A 21233-nucleotide genomic window follows, 5' to 3' on the forward strand; every position below is an offset into this window, starting at 1 on the left:
AAGACTAGGATAAAAAAAATACCATCAACAAAAGTAACTAAGGTAGTATGCAAATAGAGTTATAAGGCGCTGTAACCTTGCTGTTATCTCAACACCAGAATCAAAACAGACGAACCTCTTAATTACCCTAGGTAATAAGAAATTCTGAGACCTTAAACTACTATATGGATATCTCAATGAATAAGATGATTTTACTGAGCACACTTATGCTCATTAACTCTCCCTACGCCTTTGCTCACTCCTCTAACAACAACACTAATTGGCAAACTATAGAGGTAGATAAGCAAATAGAGATAGTTGACGAGCAAGGATCAATCAAAACAATTAGCCCTAGCTGTGCGTTTGATACCGTCGTGAACCCGCTAACCGACGAGCTACTAGACAATTCATTTCACTTTTATTTTAAACAAGGAAAAAGTAAAAATGTGGTGGTCTATTTTAATGGCGGTGGTGCATGCTGGAATGATGCTACCTGTGTTGCATCTTTGAGTTTAGCCAGTATCCCTGGTCAACGACCAACCTATAATCCATCAATATTAGCCGAAAACTCACCTGAAAATGCAGGGGGGATTTTTGCGGAGGATGAAAAGGCCAACCCATTTAAAGACTGGAGTAAGGTGTTCATTCCCTATTGCACGGGCGACATTCATGTGGGTTCGAGCGATACCACTTATATCGATACCGACGGCTCAATTACTGGTTTTTCAGGCACGCCGGTCACCGTAAAACATCGTGGTTTTGATAATTTCATGGCAGTCAGAGAGTGGTTGAAAAATGAATATGACAATAAAAAATCGCATAAAATTAAAAAATTATTAGTCACCGGCTCAAGCGCCGGCGGTTATGGGGCGACATTAAATTTTCCATACCTGCAAGCCGCTTTTCCTAAAGCTAAAACTTATCTACTTGCTGATGCATCTGAAGCGATAGTCACTCAAGGTTTTATTGATAGCGTATTCAATTTTGAACAAGTTTGGAATGTCGAATCAACCCTTCCCTTGCTGTTTAATGACGCATTAACAACCTATACCGCATTGGGGTTTAATGCCGAGATATTTGCAAGACTCAGTGAAGCCTATCCTGCAAGTCGCTTTGCCCAATACACCACTGCATTTGATGCAGTCCAAGTGCAGTTTTTGAAAATTATGGACCAAAACGACCAAGGTAACGGTAACCCATTCACTTGGGGTTTAACTGAAGCTGACTTTTTATATTTTTATGAATGGAATGCCAGAATGTTAGGCTCGGTAGATTACTTGTCTGCGACAAGCAGCAACTATCAGTATTATATTGGTAGCGGCAATATTCATACTGTGTTGACAGATGCCTTTGCTACCGATGAGATACCTCATCCGTTTTACCAAGAACAAAGCGCTGAAGGAGTTAAGTTTACTCACTGGTTGGATCGCTTTGTCTCTTCACGTAAGTTTCGTCAACAAAGTGTAAAATATTCTGACTAAGTAAACTAAGTTCGAATTAGATTCATATGTAACAGCCCTAAGGGCTCATCGAGCACTTAGGGCTTATCAGGCACCATATGACTGCTTAATATTTGCAAATATGACGCTATTACATCTAGTAATTTACCTTAAAAATAATGTAGGTTATAACTCTATTACTGCCAATATAAAGTAGCGGTCGCAATGAAAATTTTTTATCAATTAAGTCTTTTCACCTTAGGTAGCTTGGCTCTATCAGTTGCTTGGGCTGAGCAATCACCACAGTTAATGACTCCGGTTAATACCATTCCCTTTGAAGTGGTTCATCTTGATGAACAACCTTGGTATGAAGCAGAAGATAAGGCTGTGGCTCGCGAGATTGTGAGTCCACGTAATTCGTCGGTAGAAGGAATGAGTATCGCCGAAATCAAAATTCCGATTGGCGTCGAAGTTGTGCCTCACCATCATATTATGGAAGAGGTATATCATGTTATTTCTGGCAGCGGATTGATGATGGTAGAAGACGTAAAACAACAAATAAAAGCTGGCGATACCGTGGTTATAAAGCCACATCAGTGGCACAACATTCTCAACAATGGTCAACAAAGCCTGATGTTAGTGGTGACTTGTGTACCTGCATGGGCACCTGAATTGTTAGAGTTTGAGCGCGCAACACAGCCTCAACCCTAGACAAGTTAGCTCATTTTTTGGCTAGTTTGATACCTTAATACTCGGTTTAGCCCAAATCGAAACAGTACTTACTCTGAGGTACACATTATACCAGCTCGTGTTAATCAAAAAACGTTTGTGCAAGAATCATCAACCCAACTACTTAGCACCTAGCTGCGGACTACAGGCCACTTTTCAGCTTTGGTCGCCATTTTGCTCTGATCTTACTTAAGCTTAAATCATCTTCTAAGTTTTTCATCGTCGCCCTTAATTTAGCCACAATATCCTCATCGGTATTAAGACTACAAGCCAAATGAAAATCGAGTTTTAACTCGTTGATATTATATAAATTAGTATATTTACTCAGGTCTTCTGCCCGACCTGAGCGATAGTAAATAAGGTCATCATTAATAATAACTAAATCGATATTTCGACTAGGCACTTCGAGCAATTGGAGCAGAGCAACATAATTACTGCTGGCGTACAAGTTTTGATTTTCAGTGAAACCTTTTGAGAGCAAAAATTGGTGAGTAATATCGTCCTGTATAACGGCCGTTCTGAAACGCTTGGCATCTTCAACACTTGTAATGGTTATATCTTTGCGACTCTTCAAGCCATAAAACGAACTGGTGCCACTAACAATGTGGCCTATCCATTGAAATTTTGCTTCACGTAGTGGCATTCTTACTAACGAATATATACAAGTGTTGCTCTCTTCAGTTGCCCTTTTATAGGCAATCGACCAAGGATGAACATCCAAAGTATATGGATAATCTGCTGCCTCGAGTGTTGCTTTTACAATTTCGGTAGAAAACCCACTAATAGAGTCTTTATCAACAATCTGAAATGGGGCTAAATGCTCAGTAACAATCGTTAAATGAGTATTGCTATTAGCCTTAGCAAAAAAAGCTAAACAGCTTAAAACTAAACCCAATAACACTGGAAAAACATCTTTCACGATTGTTATACCTATTCAAAGTATTTACTTGAGTTCTCAACAATTTCCCATGCTAATTGTTTGTAAATTAGCGCCTCTATTTACCGATGAGAAAATTGAAATAAGGGTTTGCATTGTGACGATTAACACCACAAAAATAAGTTATAACACAGTGATTGTTAGTTAAACATCTTCTAAAATGAAACAGCGTTTGTTGCCGCCTCATTATTTTACCAGTTTCTAAATTCTGGATATTGAAATGCAAAGCTGCAAGGCCTTGAATATAATACAATTTAATATTTTTAATTAACCAGAGTCGTACCGCCATCTACTGGGATAATTTGTCCTGTAATAAATCCTCCTGCCCTACTAGCCAACATGATTGCAACACCCGCAATATCATCAGCCTTGCCCCAACGGCGCATCGGAATCGTTTGCAATTCTTGTTGAAATGCGGCTTCATCGTCACTCAAAAACTCGGTCATTTTGGAATAAAAACGACCGGGGGCGATTGCATTAACCCGTATATGCTGCGCAGCTAATTCAGTTGCCAATATTCGAGTGGCTTGGTGGATCGCTGTTTTGGAAATGGCATAACTAAAATTATCTAAACCGTTACCTACAATACCAGCAATAGAACCAATATTTATTACACTGGCACTCTGTTCAGCAGTGGCATTTTTAGCTAACAATGGCATAAGTGCTTGAGTCAGAAAGAAGGGACTTTTTACATTTAGATCCATCACCTTATCCCAACCTTTCTCCGGAAACTGACCAAAAGGTGCGCCCCAAGCAGTACCTGCATTATTGACCAAGACATCAAGATGATTTTCCTGCTTCTGCAGGGCTTGGACTAATTGCATTAAGCCTTCGCTTGTTCCGACATCACCTGGCAAAGCAATACATTCACCGTATTTACTCAACTCAGTGGCTGCAGCGAAACAAGCTTCAGCCTTACGAGCAGTAATGTAAACACGCTTAGCCCCCGCCTCTAAAAAGCCTTGCGCAATATAAGCACCTAAACCGCGTGAACCACCGGTAACCACACATACTTTGCCTTGCATTGAAAATAGCTTGTCAAACATCTTACACTCTCCTAGTTAGGCAATCAGCCTAACAAAGAAGCGAGCGCCTGCTCTATTTATTAAAATGATATTTCGGCCCCTACGACACTTATAGAGTGCATAAATATTTATTTTACTCAATTTGCCTTTTATTTTTGGCGAAAAAAAACACATAAAATTAACAATTAATTTACTTTCTCGCAAAATTTAGAATGTGTCTTAAACTTAGAAACAATTCAACGAGGAAGCATAACAATGAAAACAATCCGCCTGATAATTGTTTGTTCTAGTATTTTAATGTTGCTTAATTGCAAACCCAACAGTAATAACAGCGTAAATGACGAGCCTATCCCTCTTACCCCTGCAGTTGCAGAAAGCCCCCAAGCACCTGATTGTAAGTTGGTATTAGGTTTTGATGCATGGGAGCCTTATCAATATATTGATGTGGGAGACAGAGTAACCGGTCTTGATGTCGAATTAGCTAATGCCGTTCTCCAAGAAATCTCATGTGTCGTTGAATTTAAAGCGGGCACTTGGGTTTCACTGCTGAATGACCTTAAAGACGGCAATGTAGATATGTTATTGGGTGCATCAAAAACTCCAGCCAGAGAAGAGTTTGCCCTATTTAGCCTGCCTTACCGCATGGAAGAGTATTCTTTATACATTCGTAAAGAAGACAAGCAACTCACTGAGATAAAAAGTGTTTCAGCCTTTATAGAGCAAGACAAAATGATAGGAGTGGTTGAAGACTACTTTTATGGGCCCGAAGTTTCGATGTTAAGAGATGGCAGTGCCACTAATAAGAACTTTGTCAGCGCTATCATAGGCGAGGTAAATGTGGCCCGCTTGCTTGACCGAGATATTGACGCCTACTTAGAAGACAGCTTTGTTGGTGCGTCTATCTTGCGGCGTAAAGCGCTTGGCAATTATATTGTGCCCCAAGGGATAACAATCAATACCGGTGATGCCCATGTGATGTTCAGTAAAAATACCGTCTCAACTGAGACTTTACAGCGCTTTGACGCAGCTCTGACTAAAGTTAAATCGAGTCCTTTTTATGCAGACTTGCTCAGCCGCTACAAACGATAAATAAACCTCTACTTAGCCCTAATATGCATAGGGCTAAGTTAATCATTATTTTCTAGACTTAATGCTCACAACAGGCTTTGGTTTTGGGCATCCATTTTTTATACATTTGAAACAGAATCAATCCTGCCAATATGACTGCACTTGCCTGATAGAGACCACTGATCAACTCGTCATGTTGGCCGTTAACCAATTGCAGTTGCCAGTCAAAGTAAGTAAACAGAAAATCTAAAAGTAAACCCGCGGCCAATGCACTTAACGTAATACTCACTAGGTACAGTACTAACTCTCTAGAGCCTAACTCTTTTTTAATAATCATTAGGGTTGCAATATTGGTTGCCGGCCCAGTTAACATAAAAACAAGGGCTGCGCCGGGTGTAATGCCCGACAACAATAAGCCAACTGCTATGGGTGTTGAAGCCGTGGCACAAACGTACATCGGGATAGAAATAAGCACCACCACTAACATGGCAACAACACCTTGACCGTATTGGGCCAACATTCCCTCAGGTACAAAGGTGGTCACTGCTGCAGCAAAAATTAATCCAATTAATAACCACACCATAAAATCACGCAACAACTGGCCATAGCCAAAAATGAAGACTGATTTAGTTTTTTCAAACCAACTTGACTCAGGCACAGTCTGCTTACTACAGCAGGACTGGCTACTTTTAGGCTCTGCTTTAAGGGCTGAACTTAGCTCAGTGCGACCAAACCACTGGATCATTAATCCGGTAGTAATAGCTGAAAAAATAGCAGCAATAGGGCGACTAATTGCCATAATAGGCCCCATTAACGCATACGTAATGCCGATAGAATCAACACCCGTTTCAGGCGTTGCTACTAAGAAACTGGCGGTGCTGGCTTTGCTTGCGCCACTGCGTCTAATCCCCATCGCCACTGGAATAACAGAACATGAGCACAATGGTAGAGGTGCACCAATAATCGCAGCACTAAAAACTGAGCCTCGCTCGCCTAACACTTTTTCAATCCATTGAGGCGGAACAAGTTGATAAATGATACCTGCAATCAACATACCTAAGAGTAAAAAAGGCGCTGATTCAGTGAAAAGTGCCACAAAGTTTTCAACAAACATGTTATTTGCCTCCCTCTAAAGCCGAAATAATGGAACAAAACTCTGCGCTTTTATTACCGCCAGAGCAATACTTTTCAAGATTTACCAAGGTGCGTTGCATATTCTTTAATTGCACTATCTGTTGTGATATTGCGGCTATTTTAAGTTGAGTGATTAATTTTGCTTCGGCGCAAGCATGCTGGTCTTTATTATCTTTTATCGCTAATAAAGACTGCGTTTCAGTCAAACTAAAACCACTGTCCTTACACGCAAGAATAAATTTAAGCGCTGATACATCGTCCTCGCTATAATCTCGATAACCATTAACATTGCGCTTTGACGGTATTAATAGGCCCACCTTTTCGTAATAGCGTAGGGTGTGACTACTGACTCCTACTTTTTTTGCCAGTTGACTAATTTTCATTGACTCAGCCTCTGCTACTATTTGCACAATGATGCCATGATAAACCTTTGACTAACATCTAAGGTCAAGCGGCTTTCAACGCAAATACGCAATACTAATAAAGCGAAAAAACTGAAAATTAGGCAAAAAAATGACCTCACAGTGGAGGCCATTTTTATTAGAATAGGTAGTTGCTTAGATTTTCTAAATCCTTGCGTTCAATTCAACCGCAATCTGAGAACTGGTTAAGCCTTTTTCACTAACCCAGTCACTCAAGGTTTTGCCATCGGCTTCGGGCGCGGTTAACTGATTCTTTGGCATTTTTTTGATCATTAAAGTGCCAGACTCTATTGCATTACTTAACATCGCAGTGCGTATTAAGCTCTCTCCACCACAAGAAATACCTGAGTAATAATCCTGTAATTTTAGCTTATGGTCACTTTCAACTTTTTTCATTTTTTTGCGTAATTCGTCTTTATCATCGGCCTTGACTATGGTGCATATATTCTGCAAATCGGCATTAATATCAGCATACACAAAACCACTAAAAGCGATAGAAATGGCACTAACTACAAATGAGGTTTTTACGAGTTTCAACATGGTATACCTATCTAATTAATTGGGGTTGATTTCAATTCGCGCATTTAACGCCTTTTCAATTGATTAGAAAATAACCACAACGATACATAGGTATTTAAATTAATAAGTGACTTAAAGTTTGACTCATTTACTAGACAAAATTCTTGGTTTTTTGTCCATGTTAGACTGTCTTCAATCTAAGACAGTCTAGTTTTTATTAAAGCCGTTTACTTAATGGATTTTCTAAAAGAACGGCTAAACGTAAGCACAATAAATAACATAACGCCCACATAACATATTGCGGTAATCAAGCCATTACCCAATTTTTTTGCTATACCCACTTGTTTTATTAGTGCCAAGACAAAAACAGTGACAATCCCACTAATTATTAAAAACATAAGTTACTCCAACTGCAATTTACTATTCTCAATGACTAATTGAGACTTAATAAGTGTATAGCCAAACTTATGCCAACTACATAACACTCTGTTTAATATACATATTTTATGAATTATTACTATTTTATAAAAATTCAAGGTTAAATATGTCGCAAATTTAAAACAGATTTAATTAGTGAGCCAATGATTCAGCTCTAACGCGACAGGTTTTTCATGCTCCGCCAAAAAGGCTAAAAAGCTTCTAGCATTTCGATTGATAATTCGCTCATACGGAAAACCGATTTTTACCGCAGTGGCAACTGATCGATCACAATTACCAACGTCATAAGCTACGTGGGCATCACTGGCAAACGTGACTTTCCAATCAAGTTGATCAACAAGTTCTAAAATTTTGGAACAATTCGGTTCGCTACCTTGTCGTGAATATGAAAATGAACTGTTATTAATTTCAATTAATACATTGTTGTCTTTTGCGGCACGAATGACTTCTTTATAATCGATGGGGAAATTAGGATTACCTGGATGACCTAATATTTGGCATTTGCCGGTCTCAAATGTTTTTATCACGGCAGCCGTGTGTACCTTTTTATCTCGAGGCGAAAATACTGGCTCATGGAAACTGGCAATGGCAAAATCCAAATAGGGATGCAGGCCACCCGGAATATCCAATCCTCCCAGTTCAGGCATAATGTTCGCTTCTATGCCGCGTAACATCGCTACCCCGTCGATGATTCTAGGCAGAACATGACGATTACCAAAGTGCCAAGGGTGAGGAGAATCTGGCATTTCCGGTCCATGATCCGTAATCGAAAACATTTCTAAACCCTTTAGTTTTGCCTGTTGGAAATATTCTGCAACCGTACTATAAGCGTGGGTGCTCGCCACTGTGTGGGCATGGGTATCAACTAAAATTTTCATATTGTTCTCTTACTTTTCAAAATTAACCAAGCTAGTAATGCCTATACTTTAGCAAGGTTTTACCCACTAAGTTAAATTAAGATTTTATTATGTATCTGCTCAAACTTTCAGTTTATTGGTTAAAGACTTGCCAATTAACATAAGCAGTTATATAAATACTTATACAGTTATTTATGGATCATCCATGGACTTTTTTGACGAGCTCACTGAGTTAGCCTTAGGCAGCAGACTGAAGCGTTTGAGTGAAAAGTTTAGCTCAGAGGCATCTGAGATATACCAACATTTTGGTTTAGATATACAACCGAAATGGTTCACCTTATTGGCGTTATTGCATAAACAAAAACAATTAAGCGTGGTAGAAGCCGCAGACTCTTTAGGTTTATCGCAACCTGCCGTTACACAATTTTGCCAGCAACTCACTCAACGTAAACTGATAGATTTTGTTGTTTGCCCTAAAGACGCCAGACGCAGACTTATCACGCTGACTAAAACCGGACAGCAAAGTGTGGTTACCATGTTACCAATTTGGCAAGCGGTGCAGCAAGCCGCCGAAGAGGTCAGCCGTGAAGAGCAGAGTGATTTATACGCGGCCATTATAAAGTGCGAAAATGCCTTAAAACGCAAATCATTAAAACAAAGAACTCTCGAGGCCTTTCATGAGCAAGCATAACTCAATTGTATTTCACAGCTTTACGCCAGAATTAGCTCACCACTTTAAATCCATTAATCAACAATGGATTGAGGCCATGTTTGTGATGGAAGATATTGATATGCAAGTATTAAGTGAGCCACAAAAGTATATTATTTCTACAGGAGGACACATTTGGTTTGCCCAACATCCTGAACTTGGAGTAATTGGAACTGGCGCACTCTATAAAAAGGCAGAAGGCATTTTTGAGTTGACAAAAATGGGGGTGCTAGACCAGGCAAGAGGGCTAAAGATAGGTGAGTTATTACTACAGCATATACTTCTGCAAGCCAAAGACATTGCCACCAAAGAGTTGTTTTTGTTAACCAACAGTCGCTGCGAAGCGGCCATTCACTTATACCAAAAAAATGGCTTTGTGCATGATAAAAGTATCATGCACAAATATGGAAAAGCTTACGATAGATGCAATGTAGCCATGAAGTATTTACCCTCGTTATAGGCGCCAACAATGAATAAGCAAGCTTAGCGAGTAAACAATGTTTTGACAGTTTCGACGACGGTATATAATGTGAAGCGTTGTTGTAAACGAAGGTAATACGTTATTCGTTATTTTGTTGCTGTACTTATTCTTCTTTTTAATACGGTTAGTATTGCTAAAGAATTGAAAATTGGACTATCCATTTCAAATAGTGCCCAGAGGATTGCGTACTACTCTTTGATCGCAGATTTTGAAGCGGCTCATCCCGATGTTAGTGTGTCAGTCACTGCCTTTACCAGTGAGATTTATAAAGAAAAATTCCCTACTTTATTAGCCAAAGGCCATTACGATGTTCTCTATTGGCATGCCGGTGAACGCTTGTACGAATATATTCAGCAAGGACAAGTTGCTGACCTTAGTGGGTTCTACCACCAACATAAACTGCTTGAAACCTTTGAACCTGCGGTTATTTCAAGCATTTCTAGACAAAACAAAATCTATGCCCTACCCACTTCGTATTATCAAATTGGTTTTTATTACAACATTCCAGTTTTTGAGCGACTTGGTTTAGTCAAACCCACTACTTGGGAAGATTTTCTGGCGGTTTGTGCCAAACTCAAAGCCAATAACATTCCGCCTATTTTTATAGGGACAAAAAGTAATTGGTCGGCAACCGCTTGGTTTGATTACCTAAATTTACGTATTAATGGCCTCAGCTATCACCAGCAGCTCTTAGCTGGCAAACAATCTTTTTTAGATCCCCAAGTCAGACAGGTTTTTGCCCAACTGCAAACAATCGTGCAAGCAGACTATTTTATTGCAGAGCATCAGCAATATGACTGGAAACAAGGTATTGCCCCTCTATTTAGAGGTCGAATAGGGATGGTCATGTTTGGCAATTACGCAATCCAAGATTTTCCTCAAGCCCAGTCAGTGCAAATAGGCTATTTTAAATTCCCTACTTTTGGCCCGCAAAACCTTTATTATGAAGAAGCGCCGCTAGATATACTGCTTATTCCAAGTAAAAATGAAGACCAAAAGCTTGCAGAAATATTTTTAAACTTTGCGGCACAAAGTGAAAACCAACAACGCTTTAATCAAACCTTAGGCATAATATCACCCAACAAATATGCACAAATTAATAACTCAGTTTTAGTTCAGCAAGCCTCTGATGTTATTTCTAATGCTGCTGACATTACTCAATTTTTTGATCGAGATGCTCAAAGTGAATTTGCACAAAAAGTGATGCCCGTTATCGATGCTTTTTTAATCGAGCCCGATATTAATAAGACCTTATTAGCGCTAGAAAAAATCAGACTAGAAGTATTTAAGTAGGCTTAAGGAACTCTATTAAGGCTTGGGCTGTTAAGCTAAAATCCTAGCAGTTTTTGACAGTTACCTATAAAAATCAAGGAAAAAACCAATGGATAAATTTATGCAGGCAGCGATTGATGAAGCTGTTTTGGGTTTAGCGGAGGGCGGTATTCCGATTGGCTCGGTTCTGGTTCACGATGGCAAAATAATCGGTCGTGGCCACAATCGTCGCATTCAACAAGGTAGTCCCATATTGCATGGTGAAATGGACGCCCTTGAGAATGCCGGTAGACAAAGCGCTGCGGTGTACAGAGAATCAGTGCTATATACAACACTCTCACCCTGTTCAATGTGCTCTGGAGCCATCCTGCTATACGGCATTCCGAAGGTTATTATTGGTGAAAACACAAGCTTCTTAGGTGAGGAGGTTTTGCTAAAATCTCGAGGAGTAGAAGTCCAGGTAGTAGACAGTCATCTTTGTGTCGAACTCATGCAAGAATTTATTAAAGCTAAACCGCAACTATGGAATGAAGACATCGGCGAATAATCAGCAAAGCTAACTCAAAGAATACCAAAGCAGACACAATGTTAATTATATTTGACACTTAGTTAAGATTAAAATACATTGCTCTCAGTTTAATTAATGAGGGTTAGCTATGGATATGTCGTTAAAAGAGAAAAGTACTTGGCTATCTTTACTGAGTACAGTGAGTGTATTTGGCTATTACTTTTATAATATTATTGGTTTAGCTGAACTGCCTGAGAATGAATCCTTAGATATTGCATTGGCATTATCGATTAAAACAATTACCGCCGTTGTCATGATCGAGATTCTATTTCAATCTTTGCTAGCGATATCTAATCATCGTGAAGCAACACTGGGTAATGACGAGCGAGATAAGTTGTTTAATTATAGAAGTACTAGCATTGCATACTCTGTTTTAGTGTGTGGCGTGTTTTTAACGCTAGGCAGAATAGTTATATTGGAATACAACCCGTCATTTGAAGAAGGTCAAAGTTCTTGGCGAATTCCATTGCTAACAGCCCATATATTGTTACTCAGTTTTATTCTTGCTGAGGTAAGTCGTTTTGCTGCATTAATTTTCTTTTATCGAAGAGCTTATTAAGATGGCAACTGAATTACCTATAACGAATAAAATTCGTGAACTGCGTTTTTTTGCTGATGAAATGACCCAGCAAGAACTGGCAGAATTGGTCGGTGTGACCCGCCAAACGATCATGTCTATCGAAAAAAGTAAGTATTCACCAACTTTAGAACTTGCCTTTAAAATAGCTGAAGTTTTTGGACAGTCGCTAGAAGAAGTTTTTCAATACAAGGGCAGAGTGTAGTTTAAAAACTATGTTAGTAGTGACTAACACTTAATTTTTAACTATGTCACTTAACACGCTTGTAAATGAGTAATAAAAAAGCCCATCTTCAGATGGGCTTTAATTTTATTGATATATATAATAAGTAAGTATTTACTTTACTTATCACCTATCCATTCGACACGATATAAATCACGACGTCTGTCTAGGTAGTTTCGTACTGATCCTTCTTTTTCAAGTTGAGTTAATTTATCAAAATCTAAATCAACTATCAGGGTCATTTCAGTGTTCGGTGTAGTTTCAGAGACGATAGCATCATGTGAGAAAGCAAAGTCTGAAGGTGAAAATACCGCTGATTGACCATACTGAATATCAACATTATCTACCTGCGGTAAATTACCCACACTACCGGCAATCGCCACATAACATTCGTTTTCGATTGCTCGCGCTTGTGCACAACGACGAACCCGTAAATAGCCATTTTTAGTGTCAGTCCAGAACGGTACAAAAAGTACTTTAATATCTTGCTCTGATAACAACCTTCCTAATTCAGGAAATTCAACGTCATAACAAATCAATATGCCAATTTTGCCAAAGTCGGTGTCAAAGGCTTGCAATTTATTACCACCACGCATAATCCAATCACGTTTCTCATGTGGAGTTGGATGCAGCTTATATTGACTCTCTATTGCGCCACTTCGATGACACAAATAGCTCACATTAAATAATTCATCATCTTCGATCACTGGCATTGAACCGGCAATAATATTGATGTTGTACGATACCGCTAAACGTGACATTTCAGTCAGTATTTCATCGGTGTAAGTCGCCAAATTCCATATCGCATCAATCGATGAATCAGCCGGCTTAATGCCCATCAAAGGTGCATTGAAGAATTCCGGAAATAAGGCTACGTCACATTTATAATCAGACAAGGCATCAACAAAATATTCAGCCTGTTGCAACAATGCAGGCACATCTTCAAAGTAACGCATTTGCCATTGTACGCAACCAATACGGGCCGTATTTCTATGACCGCCAAAAAGCTTTTGCTCTTCTGGATCATAATAAATATTGTGCCATTGCAGTAAGGTCGCATAACCCATTGAATCTTTATCTTCAGGCAAGTAAGCCTTGAGGATTTGTTTAACTTCGAAGCCGTTTGATAACTGGAAGGTCAAAATTGGATCAAATAAATCTTTTGATTTCACCGCTTCAATATATTCATAAGGGGTCATATCTTTGGCGTGTTGACGGTAATTTGGAATACGTCCACCAGCCATAATCGACTTAAGGTTTAAGTTTTTACACAACTCTCGCCTTCCCTCGTATAAACGACGACCTACACGTAAGCCTCGATACTCAGGAGATACAAATACATCAACCCCATACAACACATCCCCTTTGGGATCATGTGTAGATAAATAAGCATCACCGGTGATTTCATCATAGGTGTGTTTATCACCGAACTTGTCATAATCAACGATCACAGAAAATGCACATGCGATGACTTTACCTTTATCTTCAATGCATATTTGCCCAGTAGGAAACATATTCAACATGGCCTGATATTTTTTTTGTGGCCATGCGCCACCTACTTTTTTGTAGACATCATCCATCAACTCTTTGACATCAGGATAATCGGCTATTTGTAAATATCTGAGTTCAAAACTATGTTGTGACTCTTCTTTTGGAGAAGCCTGTTCACTCTCTTTTTCCATTACAATTTTTCCTCAGAATTTTTTAAGAATTGGTTTTATTTTTGGTTAATAGGTATTCGAATTCAGGGTCCACCACTAAGCGACCTTGCATGGCTTCTCGGCCGAGCAACATCAGATAATTCATTTCCGATCGGTCAGTTAAAGTAAGTTGAATGGGCCATTGCATATCCGCCATAACAATTGTAGTGGTAATGACATAGCGCTTCTCGCGGGTAGCTGTTGAACTCTTTACGTTGCGCATTGCTTCTACTTTAATTTCTCTACGTACAATTTTACTGACTTGATGGATATCAGGATGAATATCAAAACTCACCCAAGACTCTCCTTCTCGCTCAAACTCATCAATATTGTCAACATGTAAGGAGGAGGTTGTTGCCCCTGTATCAACTCTTACATTCAAATCATTGATGCTCAGTTCGGGTAGATCACATAACTCTAACGAGCCTACTATGTGTTTATTTCCGAGTACGTTCATTACTTACCTCTCTGATTTTTACAATACTATTGTCTGTTCCGCTAGGTCCAGATTATCTTGTAACAACTCAAGGCCTACTGCCACAGAATCGGGCTGCTTAAAATAAGCGACGTGGTACATCGCTTCGCCTGTTTGGGTGAGTGGAATATTTTGTTTTCCAACAATCACGCCTTGTGCTGGGGCTAAAATCCTGCTCAATTCATTGCCATAAGGATCTGATATTAACGCCAGTACATCACCTTTTTGAACGTGATCACCCAACTGGGCAACATGGTTTACAAAGCCACTTTCTGTTGCACGAACCCAGCCACTTTGCCGTGCTATAAATGGCTGGATATCATGTTCTTTGCCTATTTTTCGTTTATTGAGCATGCCGACTTCACGCATAACATTAATCACGCCCTTCAAACCTGCACGGATTGACATCTCATCGTAACGCAAGGCTTCACCGGCTTCATACAATATCACTTTAACACCGAGATCAGCCGCACATTGGCGCAACGACCCTTCACGTATGTCAGTATTAAGTAACACCGGTAAACCAAAAGATTTGGCCATTGCTAAGGTGGCTTCATCGGCAAAATCACCTCGAATTTGCGGAAGATTACTGCGGTGGATTGCGCCCGTGTGCAAGTCAATTCCATAGTCACACTTAACCACAATTTCATTTAAAAACAAATGAGCAATACGCCCCGCTAATGAGCCTTTGGCTGAACCGGGAAAAGAGCGATTAAGGTCGCGACGGTCTGGCAAATAACGACTTTGATTTAATACACCGTATACGTTGACCATTGGTACAGCAATCAGTGTACCGCGTAAACGCTGAATGGCCTTACTTTTTAGTAGTCTTGCTACTATTTCAATACCGTTTAATTCATCACCATGAATAGCGGCACTAACAAATAAAGTAGGGCCAGAGCGTTTACCTCGAATAACATGAACAGGAATGGGGATCTTGGTATCCGTAAACAAACGCGGCGTGGGTAATTGAATTTGTTTCGTTTCGCCTGGTTTAATTTCAACACCGGCAATCTCTAATTTAGTCGAAGCCATTTATCCTTTCCCTACCGTTTTATTTTTATGTGGTTGTGCCTTATTTTCGATGAACTCGATGATCATCGCCGCAACATCTTTGCCCGTGGCTTTTTCGATCCCTTCAAGGCCTGGTGATGAATTTACTTCCATCACTACTGGACCATTATTGGAGCGCAATATATCCACTCCACTCATGTTTAAGCCCATGGTCTTTGCTGCGTCAACTGCCGTCTTGCGCTCAGCTGGCGATAAACGAACTAAGCTGGCCGTGCCGCCGCGATGAAGGTTTGAGCGAAACTCGCCTTCATTGGCTTGACGCTTCATCGCGGCCACAACTTTGCCACCAACCACAAAACATCGAATGTCAGCACCACCAGCCTCTTTAATATATTCTTGTACTAGGATATTAGCCTTTAGACCCATAAAAGCTTCAATAATGGCTTCGGCGGTTTTTTGCGTTTCAGCCAAAACCACACCGATACCTTGTGTGCCCTCGAGTAATTTAATTACTACGGGCGCCCCACCGACATTTTTAATTAAGTCATCAATTCTGTCAGGATGGTTTGCAAAACCAGTTCTAGGCAAACCAATGCCTTTACGCGACAACAACTGCAATGAGCGCAGTTTGTCACGAGAACGGCTGATAGCAACCGATTCATTAATTGAAAAAGTGCCCATCATTTCAAATTGGCGTACCACCGACGTACCGTAAAACGTCACTGCAGAACCAATTCTAGGAATAACCGCATCGTATTTAGGCAGAGGTTCACCCTTATACCGCACCGATGGATGGTTACTCGTAATATCCATGTAACAATGCATTGTATCAATAATATCAACGGTGTGCCCCCTAAGCTCCCCAGCTTCTTTGAGACGCTGCGTTGAGTACAACTTAGCATTGCGAGACAAAATGGCGATACGCATAAAATTTCTCCGTCGAATAACTGCTATATTCGATAAATATTCAAAAATTGCCGGCATTATATAGATAAATGTTGCTTAAATACCGTAATATCAAAAATTAAGACGCAGCAGTGGAGGCCCTTTATGGTTAGTCAAGAGCAACGCGAAAATGCCTTTTTGTGGACATTAGACGCACTAAAAAATGGCGACATAGCCGTGCCCATTATTGCTCGTGAATTTAGCCCAGAAGACTGGGCTTTTATGTTCGAAGGTTTACCTAAGGCCTTGCGCTTTGAATTATGGCAAACCTTAACGGAAGATAAAAAACCCTCCATTTTAGCCGCGATGCGCGATGACTCACGTGAACAGCTCATATCGCTACTAAGTGCCGAAGAACTCGAAGAAGTCGTTAGTGAAAGTAGCGCCGAACAGTTAGTAGAAATTCTCGATGTATTGCCGCATAAAGTCGCAAGAGGCTTAATTAAGAAACTTAATTCTGAAGAATCTGGCTTGGTGACCGCAGCACTAAACTATGATGATACTCAGCTCGGGCGTTACATTAGCCATGAAGTTTATACGGTTAACAAACGGACCAATGTTAGTGAACTATTAGTTGAGTTAAAAACCCAAGTACTGCCCGCTTATACCGATAGCATATTGGTAGTTGACGAGGCCAATCATTACTTAGGTCAAATTGACTTAAGTGATTTATTCAGTAGCACCACAGATATGAACGTCATGCAACTTGCGGAATTTTCAGATCGCGTATTATCAGCTGATCTTGACTTGTATGACGCTGCGGATGCAGTTAAAAGTAGTGGTTGTTCAATGTTACCAGTATTGGGCAAAGACGGGCGACTTATAGGCCGTTTTACCCTTAAAGATGCCATAGATGTTTTTCAGGAATATTACGAAGCCCAGATGTCGCATATGGGTAAAGTGAATGACGAAGATTTATTTGCCCCCGTATTTACTAGCTCAAGACGTCGCGCCGTGTGGTTAGGAATTAACCTAGTTACCGCTTTTGCCGCATCTATAGTTATAGGCGCATTTGATGCCGTTGTTGCCCAAGTAGTGGCACTAGCGGTACTAATGCCAATTGTAGCAAGTATGGGCGGCATTACGGGCAGTCAAACCCTGACCCTAACAATACGTGGTTTAGCCACCGGCCAATTGGCAAGCTCTAACCTGCGGGCCTTAGGCAATAAAGAAGTATTAGTCGCTTTTTTTAACGGTCTCTTGTGGGCTACCGTGGTGTGTATAATTACGTCCTTATGGTTTGAAAACCCTTGGCTTTCGGCCATCATTGCCGTTTCAATAGTGATTAATATGATCGTGGCCGCATTTGCTGGTATCGCTATACCGGTGTTTTTAGATAAAATCGGTATTGATCCTGCGCTCGCCGGCTCCGTAATTTTAACTACAGTGACTGACGTTGTAGGTTTTTTTATCTTTCTTGGTTCAGCCTCACTATTACTTATTTAATGGTTTATAGAATGAATCAATACAGATAAAGGCACTATGGTCATAGCGTTGTCATCTTTTGTTCTCTATAATTCCTCACTTTGTACGCGATAAACTCAGGGTAAAACGACATTAATGGCTAATAAAAAGAAGTGGACAATCGAAGATTCTGAAAACTTGTACCGTGTAAATCGGTGGGGTGCAGGTTATTTTGAAATTGGTCAAAATGGTAATTTAAACATTACTCCAGACCCTTCGAATAAAGATATTCGCATTGATTTCAAAGCCGTTCTGGATGAAATCAAAGGTGAAGGGATCCAATTCCCCGTTGTGGTTCGTTTCCATGACATCCTTCGTTCACAAGTTTCGATGCTTAATGAGATTTTTATTAAGACCGTGCGAGAAGCCGAGTACCAAGGTAAATACATGGGTGTTTACCCGATTAAAGTGAACCAAATGCGTGAAGTGGTTGAAGAAATCGTCGATGCCGGTGCACCTTTTAATTATGGCTTAGAAGCAGGATCAAAAGCAGAACTGCTGACCGTTATGGCCTACAACACTAATGAAGATTCTTTGACCGTATTAAACGGCTATAAAGACAAAGAATTTATGCGTTTAGCTTTGTTAGGTAACAAACTAGGTCGTAAATTTATTATTGTTATCGAAAAATACTCTGAACTGTTGTTATTAGTAAAAACATCTAAAGAATTGGGTATTTTACCCATGATTGGGGTGCGCTCTAAAATGACGGTAAAAGGCCGCGGTAAGTGGGAAGGCTCTGGCGGCGACCGGGCAAAGTTTGGCTTAACCATCAGCGAAATTATTAGAGCTGCGCGCTATTTACAAGAAAACGATATGACAGAGTGCTTAACCCTATTGCATTTCCATATCGGTAGCCAACTTACTGATATTAGAGCAGTAAAAGAAGCTATTACTGAAGGGGCGATGATTTATGCTGACCTTTATAATATGGGCTTCAAACTCAACTACGTAGACGTAGGTGGGGGTTTGGGCATTGACTACGACGGCAGCAAATCCACCAGCGACTCCTCAAGAAACTATAGTATGGAAGAGTACGTAGCAGACATCGTGTTTGGCATGAAACAAGTTTGTGATCTTGAAAACGTGCCCCATCCCACATTAGTCAGTGAAAGTGGCCGAGCAATTACGGCCCATCACAGTTGCGTAGTCACCCAAGTAGTTGGCGAGATTAAAGCCAACGGTATGGAAATAGACACTTCTCCCTTAGAAGATGACCATATTTTGTTAACCAATATGCGCGAATTATCCATTGATATTGAAAAGCAAAATAATTTGCAAGAGATTTTCAATGACGCATCTCAGTGGAAAGAGCAAGCACTTACCGCGTTCAAATTGCGAGTTATTTCGCTAGAAGAATTAGGTAAAATCGAAACTTTATATTGGCAAACCATGGTGATTTTGCAACAACGTCTTAAAGAAGTCGACTTTGTGCCAGAAGAGATGAAAGAGCTCGACTACAATTTGTCCTCACAATATTTGTGTAACTTTTCAGTCTTTCAATCAGCAGCAGATACTTGGGCAATTGATCAAGTACTACCCGTTATCCCATTAACAAGAATGGATGAAAAGCCAACAGTTAATTGTTCATTGGTTGATATAACCTGTGACAGTGATGGCAAATTAGACCAGTTTGTTAGTGCCAATGGTATTGCTGACATCATTCCTATGCACACCCTGAAAAAAGATGAAGATTATTATCTTGGTCTGTTTTTAACCGGTGCCTATCAAGATGTAATGGGAGATATGCATAACTTATTTGGCCGACTAAATGAAGTTCACATCTTTAGCTATGACGATGACCCAGAAGACTTCTACATTGAAGAAGTGGTAAAAGGCTCTTCAGTAGAAGATGTATTGTCAATTATGCAATATAACCCTGGCGCCATGGCGCAAAGTGTTAAAAAGATGATAGACGGACATGTTGCCAAAGGGCAACTGAACCCCAGAGAAGGGGTTAAATGGACTGACTTTTATGAAGCCTGTTTAAAAGGTTACACCTACCTAAAAACCACTGATTAAAATCGTTTTACATCTGGCTAGAGGGTGCTTTAGCCAGATGTTACTTTGCAGTAATTAATGGAGAATCAAGGTCGATAGCTTGCTGCTCAAGAGCATCAAAACACGCCGCCCAAAAATCCGCACTGAATTGGTTAATTAAGTTAGACTCTGCATTCATTAACATTACATAGCCCACTTGATAGTCGGGTGTAAACGCCACGTCAGCTCGATATCCTTGCACCCAACCACCATGATAGTTCAATTTATGTCCGTTAAAATCATAGATACGCCAACCTAATCCATAGTGTGCATCATTTAAATACTGACGCCATTCGCGGCGGTGAGTTTCACGTTTACTCTCTGTTATCGGAGTAGTGACGGTCTCAACCAGTTTACTACTTAGTACTTGAGGAAATTCACCTAGTAAGGCCCTAACCCATAACACCATATCCCGCATACTTGCATTCACACCTGCCGCAGGTGAGTATTGGTAATAGTCGTCTCTAACACTTACCGCACGCCAGCTTTTTTTCCCGATCGCAACATGGGGCTTAGCCCAATGTTCTGACGCGAGTAAGTTGTTTTTTCCTACGCTGGCATTAGGCAATTGCAATGGTTTAATGAGCTCTTGATTAAGCGCTTGTCCATAGGAACTATGATGCTGTATAAAATATTCTTCAATTACGCCAAACAAGGTATTTTGGTAGGTATAACATTTTCCCGGTGCACATAAGGGTTTAAGTTCTGACAGCATCGCTAACACCTTTGGCAAGGGATAGTTAGCTTCAATTAGATTGTCATAGGCATTGGGCATAAAACCGCTAGACTGGCCAATAATATGCTTGAGTTGCAAGGTATTCTCACCAAACGCCGAGAAGCTATAATTAGGTACAAGTTGCGCTACAGGTTGCTGCCACTGCAAGCGATGTTGCTCAACATATTTGGCCATCAACATTGAGGTAAAAGTTTTGGACACCGAGGCAAGTCTAAAAACACTATCGACACTGATATTTGCGCCATTTCTACTTTCTTTACCATAGACAAATATTTTTGCCGGTTGGCCTTTTTCAATATAAGCAAACACGTAACCTGGAATATTCTTGGCACTCGCCTTTTGTTGAATTTGTTGCGAGTAATGCTCTAACCATGGGGGAATTTCTGACATATCGGCGGCTATTGCAGCATTAAAGCTCAATAGACAAAAAGAACACCAATATAAAATTTGTTTAAACATTACTACCCTACTAAACGTTATTT

23 protein-coding genes are annotated in these 21233 nt (G+C 40.2%); 11 read left to right on the forward strand and 12 right to left on the reverse strand.

The window, feature by feature from the left end:
- The first annotated feature begins 176 nt into the window (after positions 1 to 176).
- Together ABKW31_RS19770 and ABKW31_RS19775 are read left to right on the forward strand one after the other, a co-directional pair.
- Positions 177 to 1460: a pectin acetylesterase-family hydrolase gene (locus ABKW31_RS19770; protein WP_348618317.1), complete on the forward strand. Its 1284-nt coding sequence runs from the start codon at positions 177 to 179 to the stop codon at positions 1458 to 1460.
- Positions 1461 to 1643: 183 nt separating this feature from the next.
- Entirely contained in the window at positions 1644 to 2129 is a 486-nt protein-coding gene (locus ABKW31_RS19775; RefSeq protein WP_348618318.1) for a cupin domain-containing protein, read from the forward strand.
- Positions 2130 to 2289: 160 nt separating this feature from the next.
- On the opposite strand, the gene ABKW31_RS19780 is transcribed toward ABKW31_RS19775, so the two are convergent.
- Together ABKW31_RS19780 and ABKW31_RS19785 are read right to left on the reverse strand one after the other, a co-directional pair.
- Complete coding sequence (locus tag ABKW31_RS19780) at positions 2290 to 3066, reverse strand: transporter substrate-binding domain-containing protein (protein WP_348618319.1); 777 nt, start codon at positions 3064 to 3066, stop codon at positions 2290 to 2292.
- A 281-nt stretch (positions 3067 to 3347) separates the two neighbouring features.
- On the reverse strand, positions 3348 to 4130 hold the full coding sequence (locus ABKW31_RS19785) for a RhlG family 3-oxoacyl-ACP reductase (protein WP_348618320.1): 783 nt from the start codon (positions 4128 to 4130) through the stop codon (positions 3348 to 3350).
- 234 nt (positions 4131 to 4364) lie between these two features.
- Here ABKW31_RS19785 and ABKW31_RS19790 point away from each other — a divergent pair, with 234 nt between their 5' ends.
- Complete coding sequence (locus tag ABKW31_RS19790; RefSeq protein ID WP_348618321.1) at positions 4365 to 5198, forward strand: transporter substrate-binding domain-containing protein; 834 nt, start codon at positions 4365 to 4367, stop codon at positions 5196 to 5198.
- A 58-nt stretch (positions 5199 to 5256) separates the two neighbouring features.
- Here the strand turns inward: ABKW31_RS19790 and ABKW31_RS19795 are convergent, their stop codons facing one another.
- The 5 genes from ABKW31_RS19795 to ABKW31_RS19815 all read right to left on the reverse strand — a co-directional run bounded on the left by ABKW31_RS19795 (position 5257) and on the right by ABKW31_RS19815 (position 8568).
- On the reverse strand, positions 5257 to 6291 hold the full coding sequence (locus tag ABKW31_RS19795) for an SO_0444 family Cu/Zn efflux transporter (protein WP_348618322.1): 1035 nt from the start codon (positions 6289 to 6291) through the stop codon (positions 5257 to 5259).
- Between the two features lies 1 nt (position 6292).
- Positions 6293 to 6694: a MerR family transcriptional regulator gene (locus ABKW31_RS19800; protein WP_348618323.1), complete on the reverse strand. Its 402-nt coding sequence runs from the start codon at positions 6692 to 6694 to the stop codon at positions 6293 to 6295.
- A 183-nt stretch (positions 6695 to 6877) separates the two neighbouring features.
- On the reverse strand, positions 6878 to 7273 hold the full coding sequence (locus ABKW31_RS19805; protein ID WP_348618324.1) for a DUF3718 domain-containing protein: 396 nt from the start codon (positions 7271 to 7273) through the stop codon (positions 6878 to 6880).
- Positions 7274 to 7479: 206 nt separating this feature from the next.
- Positions 7480 to 7650, reverse strand: a complete 171-nt coding sequence (locus tag ABKW31_RS19810) for a hypothetical protein (protein ID WP_348618325.1) — start codon at positions 7648 to 7650, stop codon at positions 7480 to 7482.
- Between the two features lie 168 nt (positions 7651 to 7818).
- Complete coding sequence (locus tag ABKW31_RS19815) at positions 7819 to 8568, reverse strand: phosphatase (protein WP_348618326.1); 750 nt, start codon at positions 8566 to 8568, stop codon at positions 7819 to 7821.
- A gap of 184 nt (positions 8569 to 8752) precedes the next feature.
- Between ABKW31_RS19815 and ABKW31_RS19820 the strand changes: the two genes are divergently transcribed.
- The 6 genes from ABKW31_RS19820 (at position 8753) to ABKW31_RS19845 (ending at position 12359) form a co-directional block, all read left to right on the forward strand.
- Entirely contained in the window at positions 8753 to 9238 is a 486-nt protein-coding gene (locus ABKW31_RS19820) for a helix-turn-helix domain-containing protein (protein WP_348618327.1), read from the forward strand.
- Complete coding sequence (locus ABKW31_RS19825) at positions 9225 to 9716, forward strand: GNAT family N-acetyltransferase (RefSeq protein ID WP_348618328.1); 492 nt, start codon at positions 9225 to 9227, stop codon at positions 9714 to 9716. The genes ABKW31_RS19820 and ABKW31_RS19825 overlap by 14 nt, the downstream gene beginning before the upstream one ends.
- A 216-nt stretch (positions 9717 to 9932) precedes the next feature.
- Positions 9933 to 11030, forward strand: coding sequence for an extracellular solute-binding protein (locus ABKW31_RS19830; protein ID WP_348618329.1), 1098 nt, complete (start codon positions 9933 to 9935; stop codon positions 11028 to 11030).
- 88 nt (positions 11031 to 11118) lie between these two features.
- On the forward strand, positions 11119 to 11556 hold the full coding sequence (locus tag ABKW31_RS19835; protein ID WP_348618330.1) for a nucleoside deaminase: 438 nt from the start codon (positions 11119 to 11121) through the stop codon (positions 11554 to 11556).
- A 109-nt stretch (positions 11557 to 11665) separates the two neighbouring features.
- Positions 11666 to 12136: a hypothetical protein gene (locus tag ABKW31_RS19840; RefSeq protein WP_348618331.1), complete on the forward strand. Its 471-nt coding sequence runs from the start codon at positions 11666 to 11668 to the stop codon at positions 12134 to 12136.
- 1 nt (position 12137) lies between these two features.
- The gene (locus ABKW31_RS19845; RefSeq protein WP_348618332.1) at positions 12138 to 12359 is read left to right on the forward strand and encodes a helix-turn-helix transcriptional regulator; all 222 of its coding nucleotides are present in this window, start codon (positions 12138 to 12140) and stop codon (positions 12357 to 12359) included.
- A gap of 137 nt (positions 12360 to 12496) precedes the next feature.
- On the opposite strand, the gene ABKW31_RS19850 is transcribed toward ABKW31_RS19845, so the two are convergent.
- The 4 genes from ABKW31_RS19850 to rimK are packed head-to-tail and all read right to left on the reverse strand — an operon-like array spanning position 12497 to position 16493.
- Positions 12497 to 14059, reverse strand: coding sequence for a bifunctional GNAT family N-acetyltransferase/carbon-nitrogen hydrolase family protein (locus tag ABKW31_RS19850; protein ID WP_348618333.1), 1563 nt, complete (start codon positions 14057 to 14059; stop codon positions 12497 to 12499).
- Positions 14060 to 14081: 22 nt separating this feature from the next.
- The gene (locus ABKW31_RS19855; RefSeq protein ID WP_348618334.1) at positions 14082 to 14534 is read right to left on the reverse strand and encodes a RimK/LysX family protein; all 453 of its coding nucleotides are present in this window, start codon (positions 14532 to 14534) and stop codon (positions 14082 to 14084) included.
- Positions 14535 to 14552: 18 nt separating this feature from the next.
- Positions 14553 to 15587 carry a succinylglutamate desuccinylase/aspartoacylase family protein gene (locus ABKW31_RS19860; protein ID WP_348618335.1) on the reverse strand — a complete coding sequence of 345 codons (1035 nt, stop codon included), beginning with the start codon at positions 15585 to 15587 and terminating at the stop codon, positions 14553 to 14555.
- Complete coding sequence (rimK, locus tag ABKW31_RS19865) at positions 15588 to 16493, reverse strand: 30S ribosomal protein S6--L-glutamate ligase (RefSeq protein WP_348618336.1); 906 nt, start codon at positions 16491 to 16493, stop codon at positions 15588 to 15590. It lies immediately after the preceding gene.
- Between the two features lie 123 nt (positions 16494 to 16616).
- Between rimK and ABKW31_RS19870 the strand changes: the two genes are divergently transcribed.
- Positions 16617 to 17957 (forward strand): magnesium transporter, encoded by a 1341-nt coding sequence (locus ABKW31_RS19870; RefSeq protein WP_348618337.1) that lies wholly within the window; start codon positions 16617 to 16619, stop codon positions 17955 to 17957.
- Positions 17958 to 18071: 114 nt separating this feature from the next.
- Entirely contained in the window at positions 18072 to 19997 is a 1926-nt protein-coding gene (gene speA / locus ABKW31_RS19875; protein WP_348618338.1) for a biosynthetic arginine decarboxylase, read from the forward strand.
- Positions 19998 to 20037: 40 nt separating this feature from the next.
- On the opposite strand, the gene ABKW31_RS19880 is transcribed toward speA, so the two are convergent.
- Positions 20038 to 21141 (reverse strand): serine hydrolase domain-containing protein, encoded by a 1104-nt coding sequence (locus ABKW31_RS19880; protein WP_348618348.1) that lies wholly within the window; start codon positions 21139 to 21141, stop codon positions 20038 to 20040.
- Positions 21142 to 21233: the final 92 nt, after the last annotated feature.

This window comes from Paraglaciecola sp. 25GB23A, from assembly GCF_040012495.1.
Taxonomy (GTDB): Bacteria; Pseudomonadota; Gammaproteobacteria; order Enterobacterales; family Alteromonadaceae; genus Paraglaciecola.

Bases quoted from the DNA above. Each gene is read 5' to 3' on its own strand.
- ABKW31_RS19775 (WP_348618318.1), top strand. From the start codon at position 1,644: ATGAAAATTTTTTATCAATTAAGTCTTTTCACCTTAGGTAGCTTGGCT.
- ABKW31_RS19835 (WP_348618330.1), top strand. From the start codon at position 11,119: ATGGATAAATTTATGCAGGCAGCGATTGATGAAGCTGTTTTGGGTTTA.
- ABKW31_RS19785 (WP_348618320.1), bottom strand. From the start codon at position 4,130: ATGTTTGACAAGCTATTTTCAATGCAAGGCAAAGTATGTGTGGTTACC.
- ABKW31_RS19805 (WP_348618324.1), bottom strand. From the start codon at position 7,273: ATGTTGAAACTCGTAAAAACCTCATTTGTAGTTAGTGCCATTTCTATC.
- ABKW31_RS19845 (WP_348618332.1), top strand. From the start codon at position 12,138: ATGGCAACTGAATTACCTATAACGAATAAAATTCGTGAACTGCGTTTT.
- ABKW31_RS19850 (WP_348618333.1), bottom strand. From the start codon at position 14,059: ATGGAAAAAGAGAGTGAACAGGCTTCTCCAAAAGAAGAGTCACAACAT.
- ABKW31_RS19880 (WP_348618348.1), bottom strand. From the start codon at position 21,141: ATGTCAGAAATTCCCCCATGGTTAGAGCATTACTCGCAACAAATTCAA.
- ABKW31_RS19820 (WP_348618327.1), top strand. From the start codon at position 8,753: ATGGACTTTTTTGACGAGCTCACTGAGTTAGCCTTAGGCAGCAGACTG.
- ABKW31_RS19795 (WP_348618322.1), bottom strand. From the start codon at position 6,291: ATGTTTGTTGAAAACTTTGTGGCACTTTTCACTGAATCAGCGCCTTTT.
- ABKW31_RS19825 (WP_348618328.1), top strand. From the start codon at position 9,225: ATGAGCAAGCATAACTCAATTGTATTTCACAGCTTTACGCCAGAATTA.
- ABKW31_RS19870 (WP_348618337.1), top strand. From the start codon at position 16,617: ATGGTTAGTCAAGAGCAACGCGAAAATGCCTTTTTGTGGACATTAGAC.
- ABKW31_RS19855 (WP_348618334.1), bottom strand. From the start codon at position 14,534: ATGAACGTACTCGGAAATAAACACATAGTAGGCTCGTTAGAGTTATGT.
- ABKW31_RS19815 (WP_348618326.1), bottom strand. From the start codon at position 8,568: ATGAAAATTTTAGTTGATACCCATGCCCACACAGTGGCGAGCACCCAC.
- ABKW31_RS19790 (WP_348618321.1), top strand. From the start codon at position 4,365: ATGAAAACAATCCGCCTGATAATTGTTTGTTCTAGTATTTTAATGTTG.
- speA (WP_348618338.1), top strand. From the start codon at position 18,072: ATGGCTAATAAAAAGAAGTGGACAATCGAAGATTCTGAAAACTTGTAC.
- ABKW31_RS19810 (WP_348618325.1), bottom strand. From the start codon at position 7,650: ATGTTTTTAATAATTAGTGGGATTGTCACTGTTTTTGTCTTGGCACTA.
- rimK (WP_348618336.1), bottom strand. From the start codon at position 16,493: ATGCGTATCGCCATTTTGTCTCGCAATGCTAAGTTGTACTCAACGCAG.
- ABKW31_RS19840 (WP_348618331.1), top strand. From the start codon at position 11,666: ATGGATATGTCGTTAAAAGAGAAAAGTACTTGGCTATCTTTACTGAGT.
- ABKW31_RS19860 (WP_348618335.1), bottom strand. From the start codon at position 15,587: ATGGCTTCGACTAAATTAGAGATTGCCGGTGTTGAAATTAAACCAGGC.
- ABKW31_RS19770 (WP_348618317.1), top strand. From the start codon at position 177: ATGAATAAGATGATTTTACTGAGCACACTTATGCTCATTAACTCTCCC.
- ABKW31_RS19800 (WP_348618323.1), bottom strand. From the start codon at position 6,694: ATGAAAATTAGTCAACTGGCAAAAAAAGTAGGAGTCAGTAGTCACACC.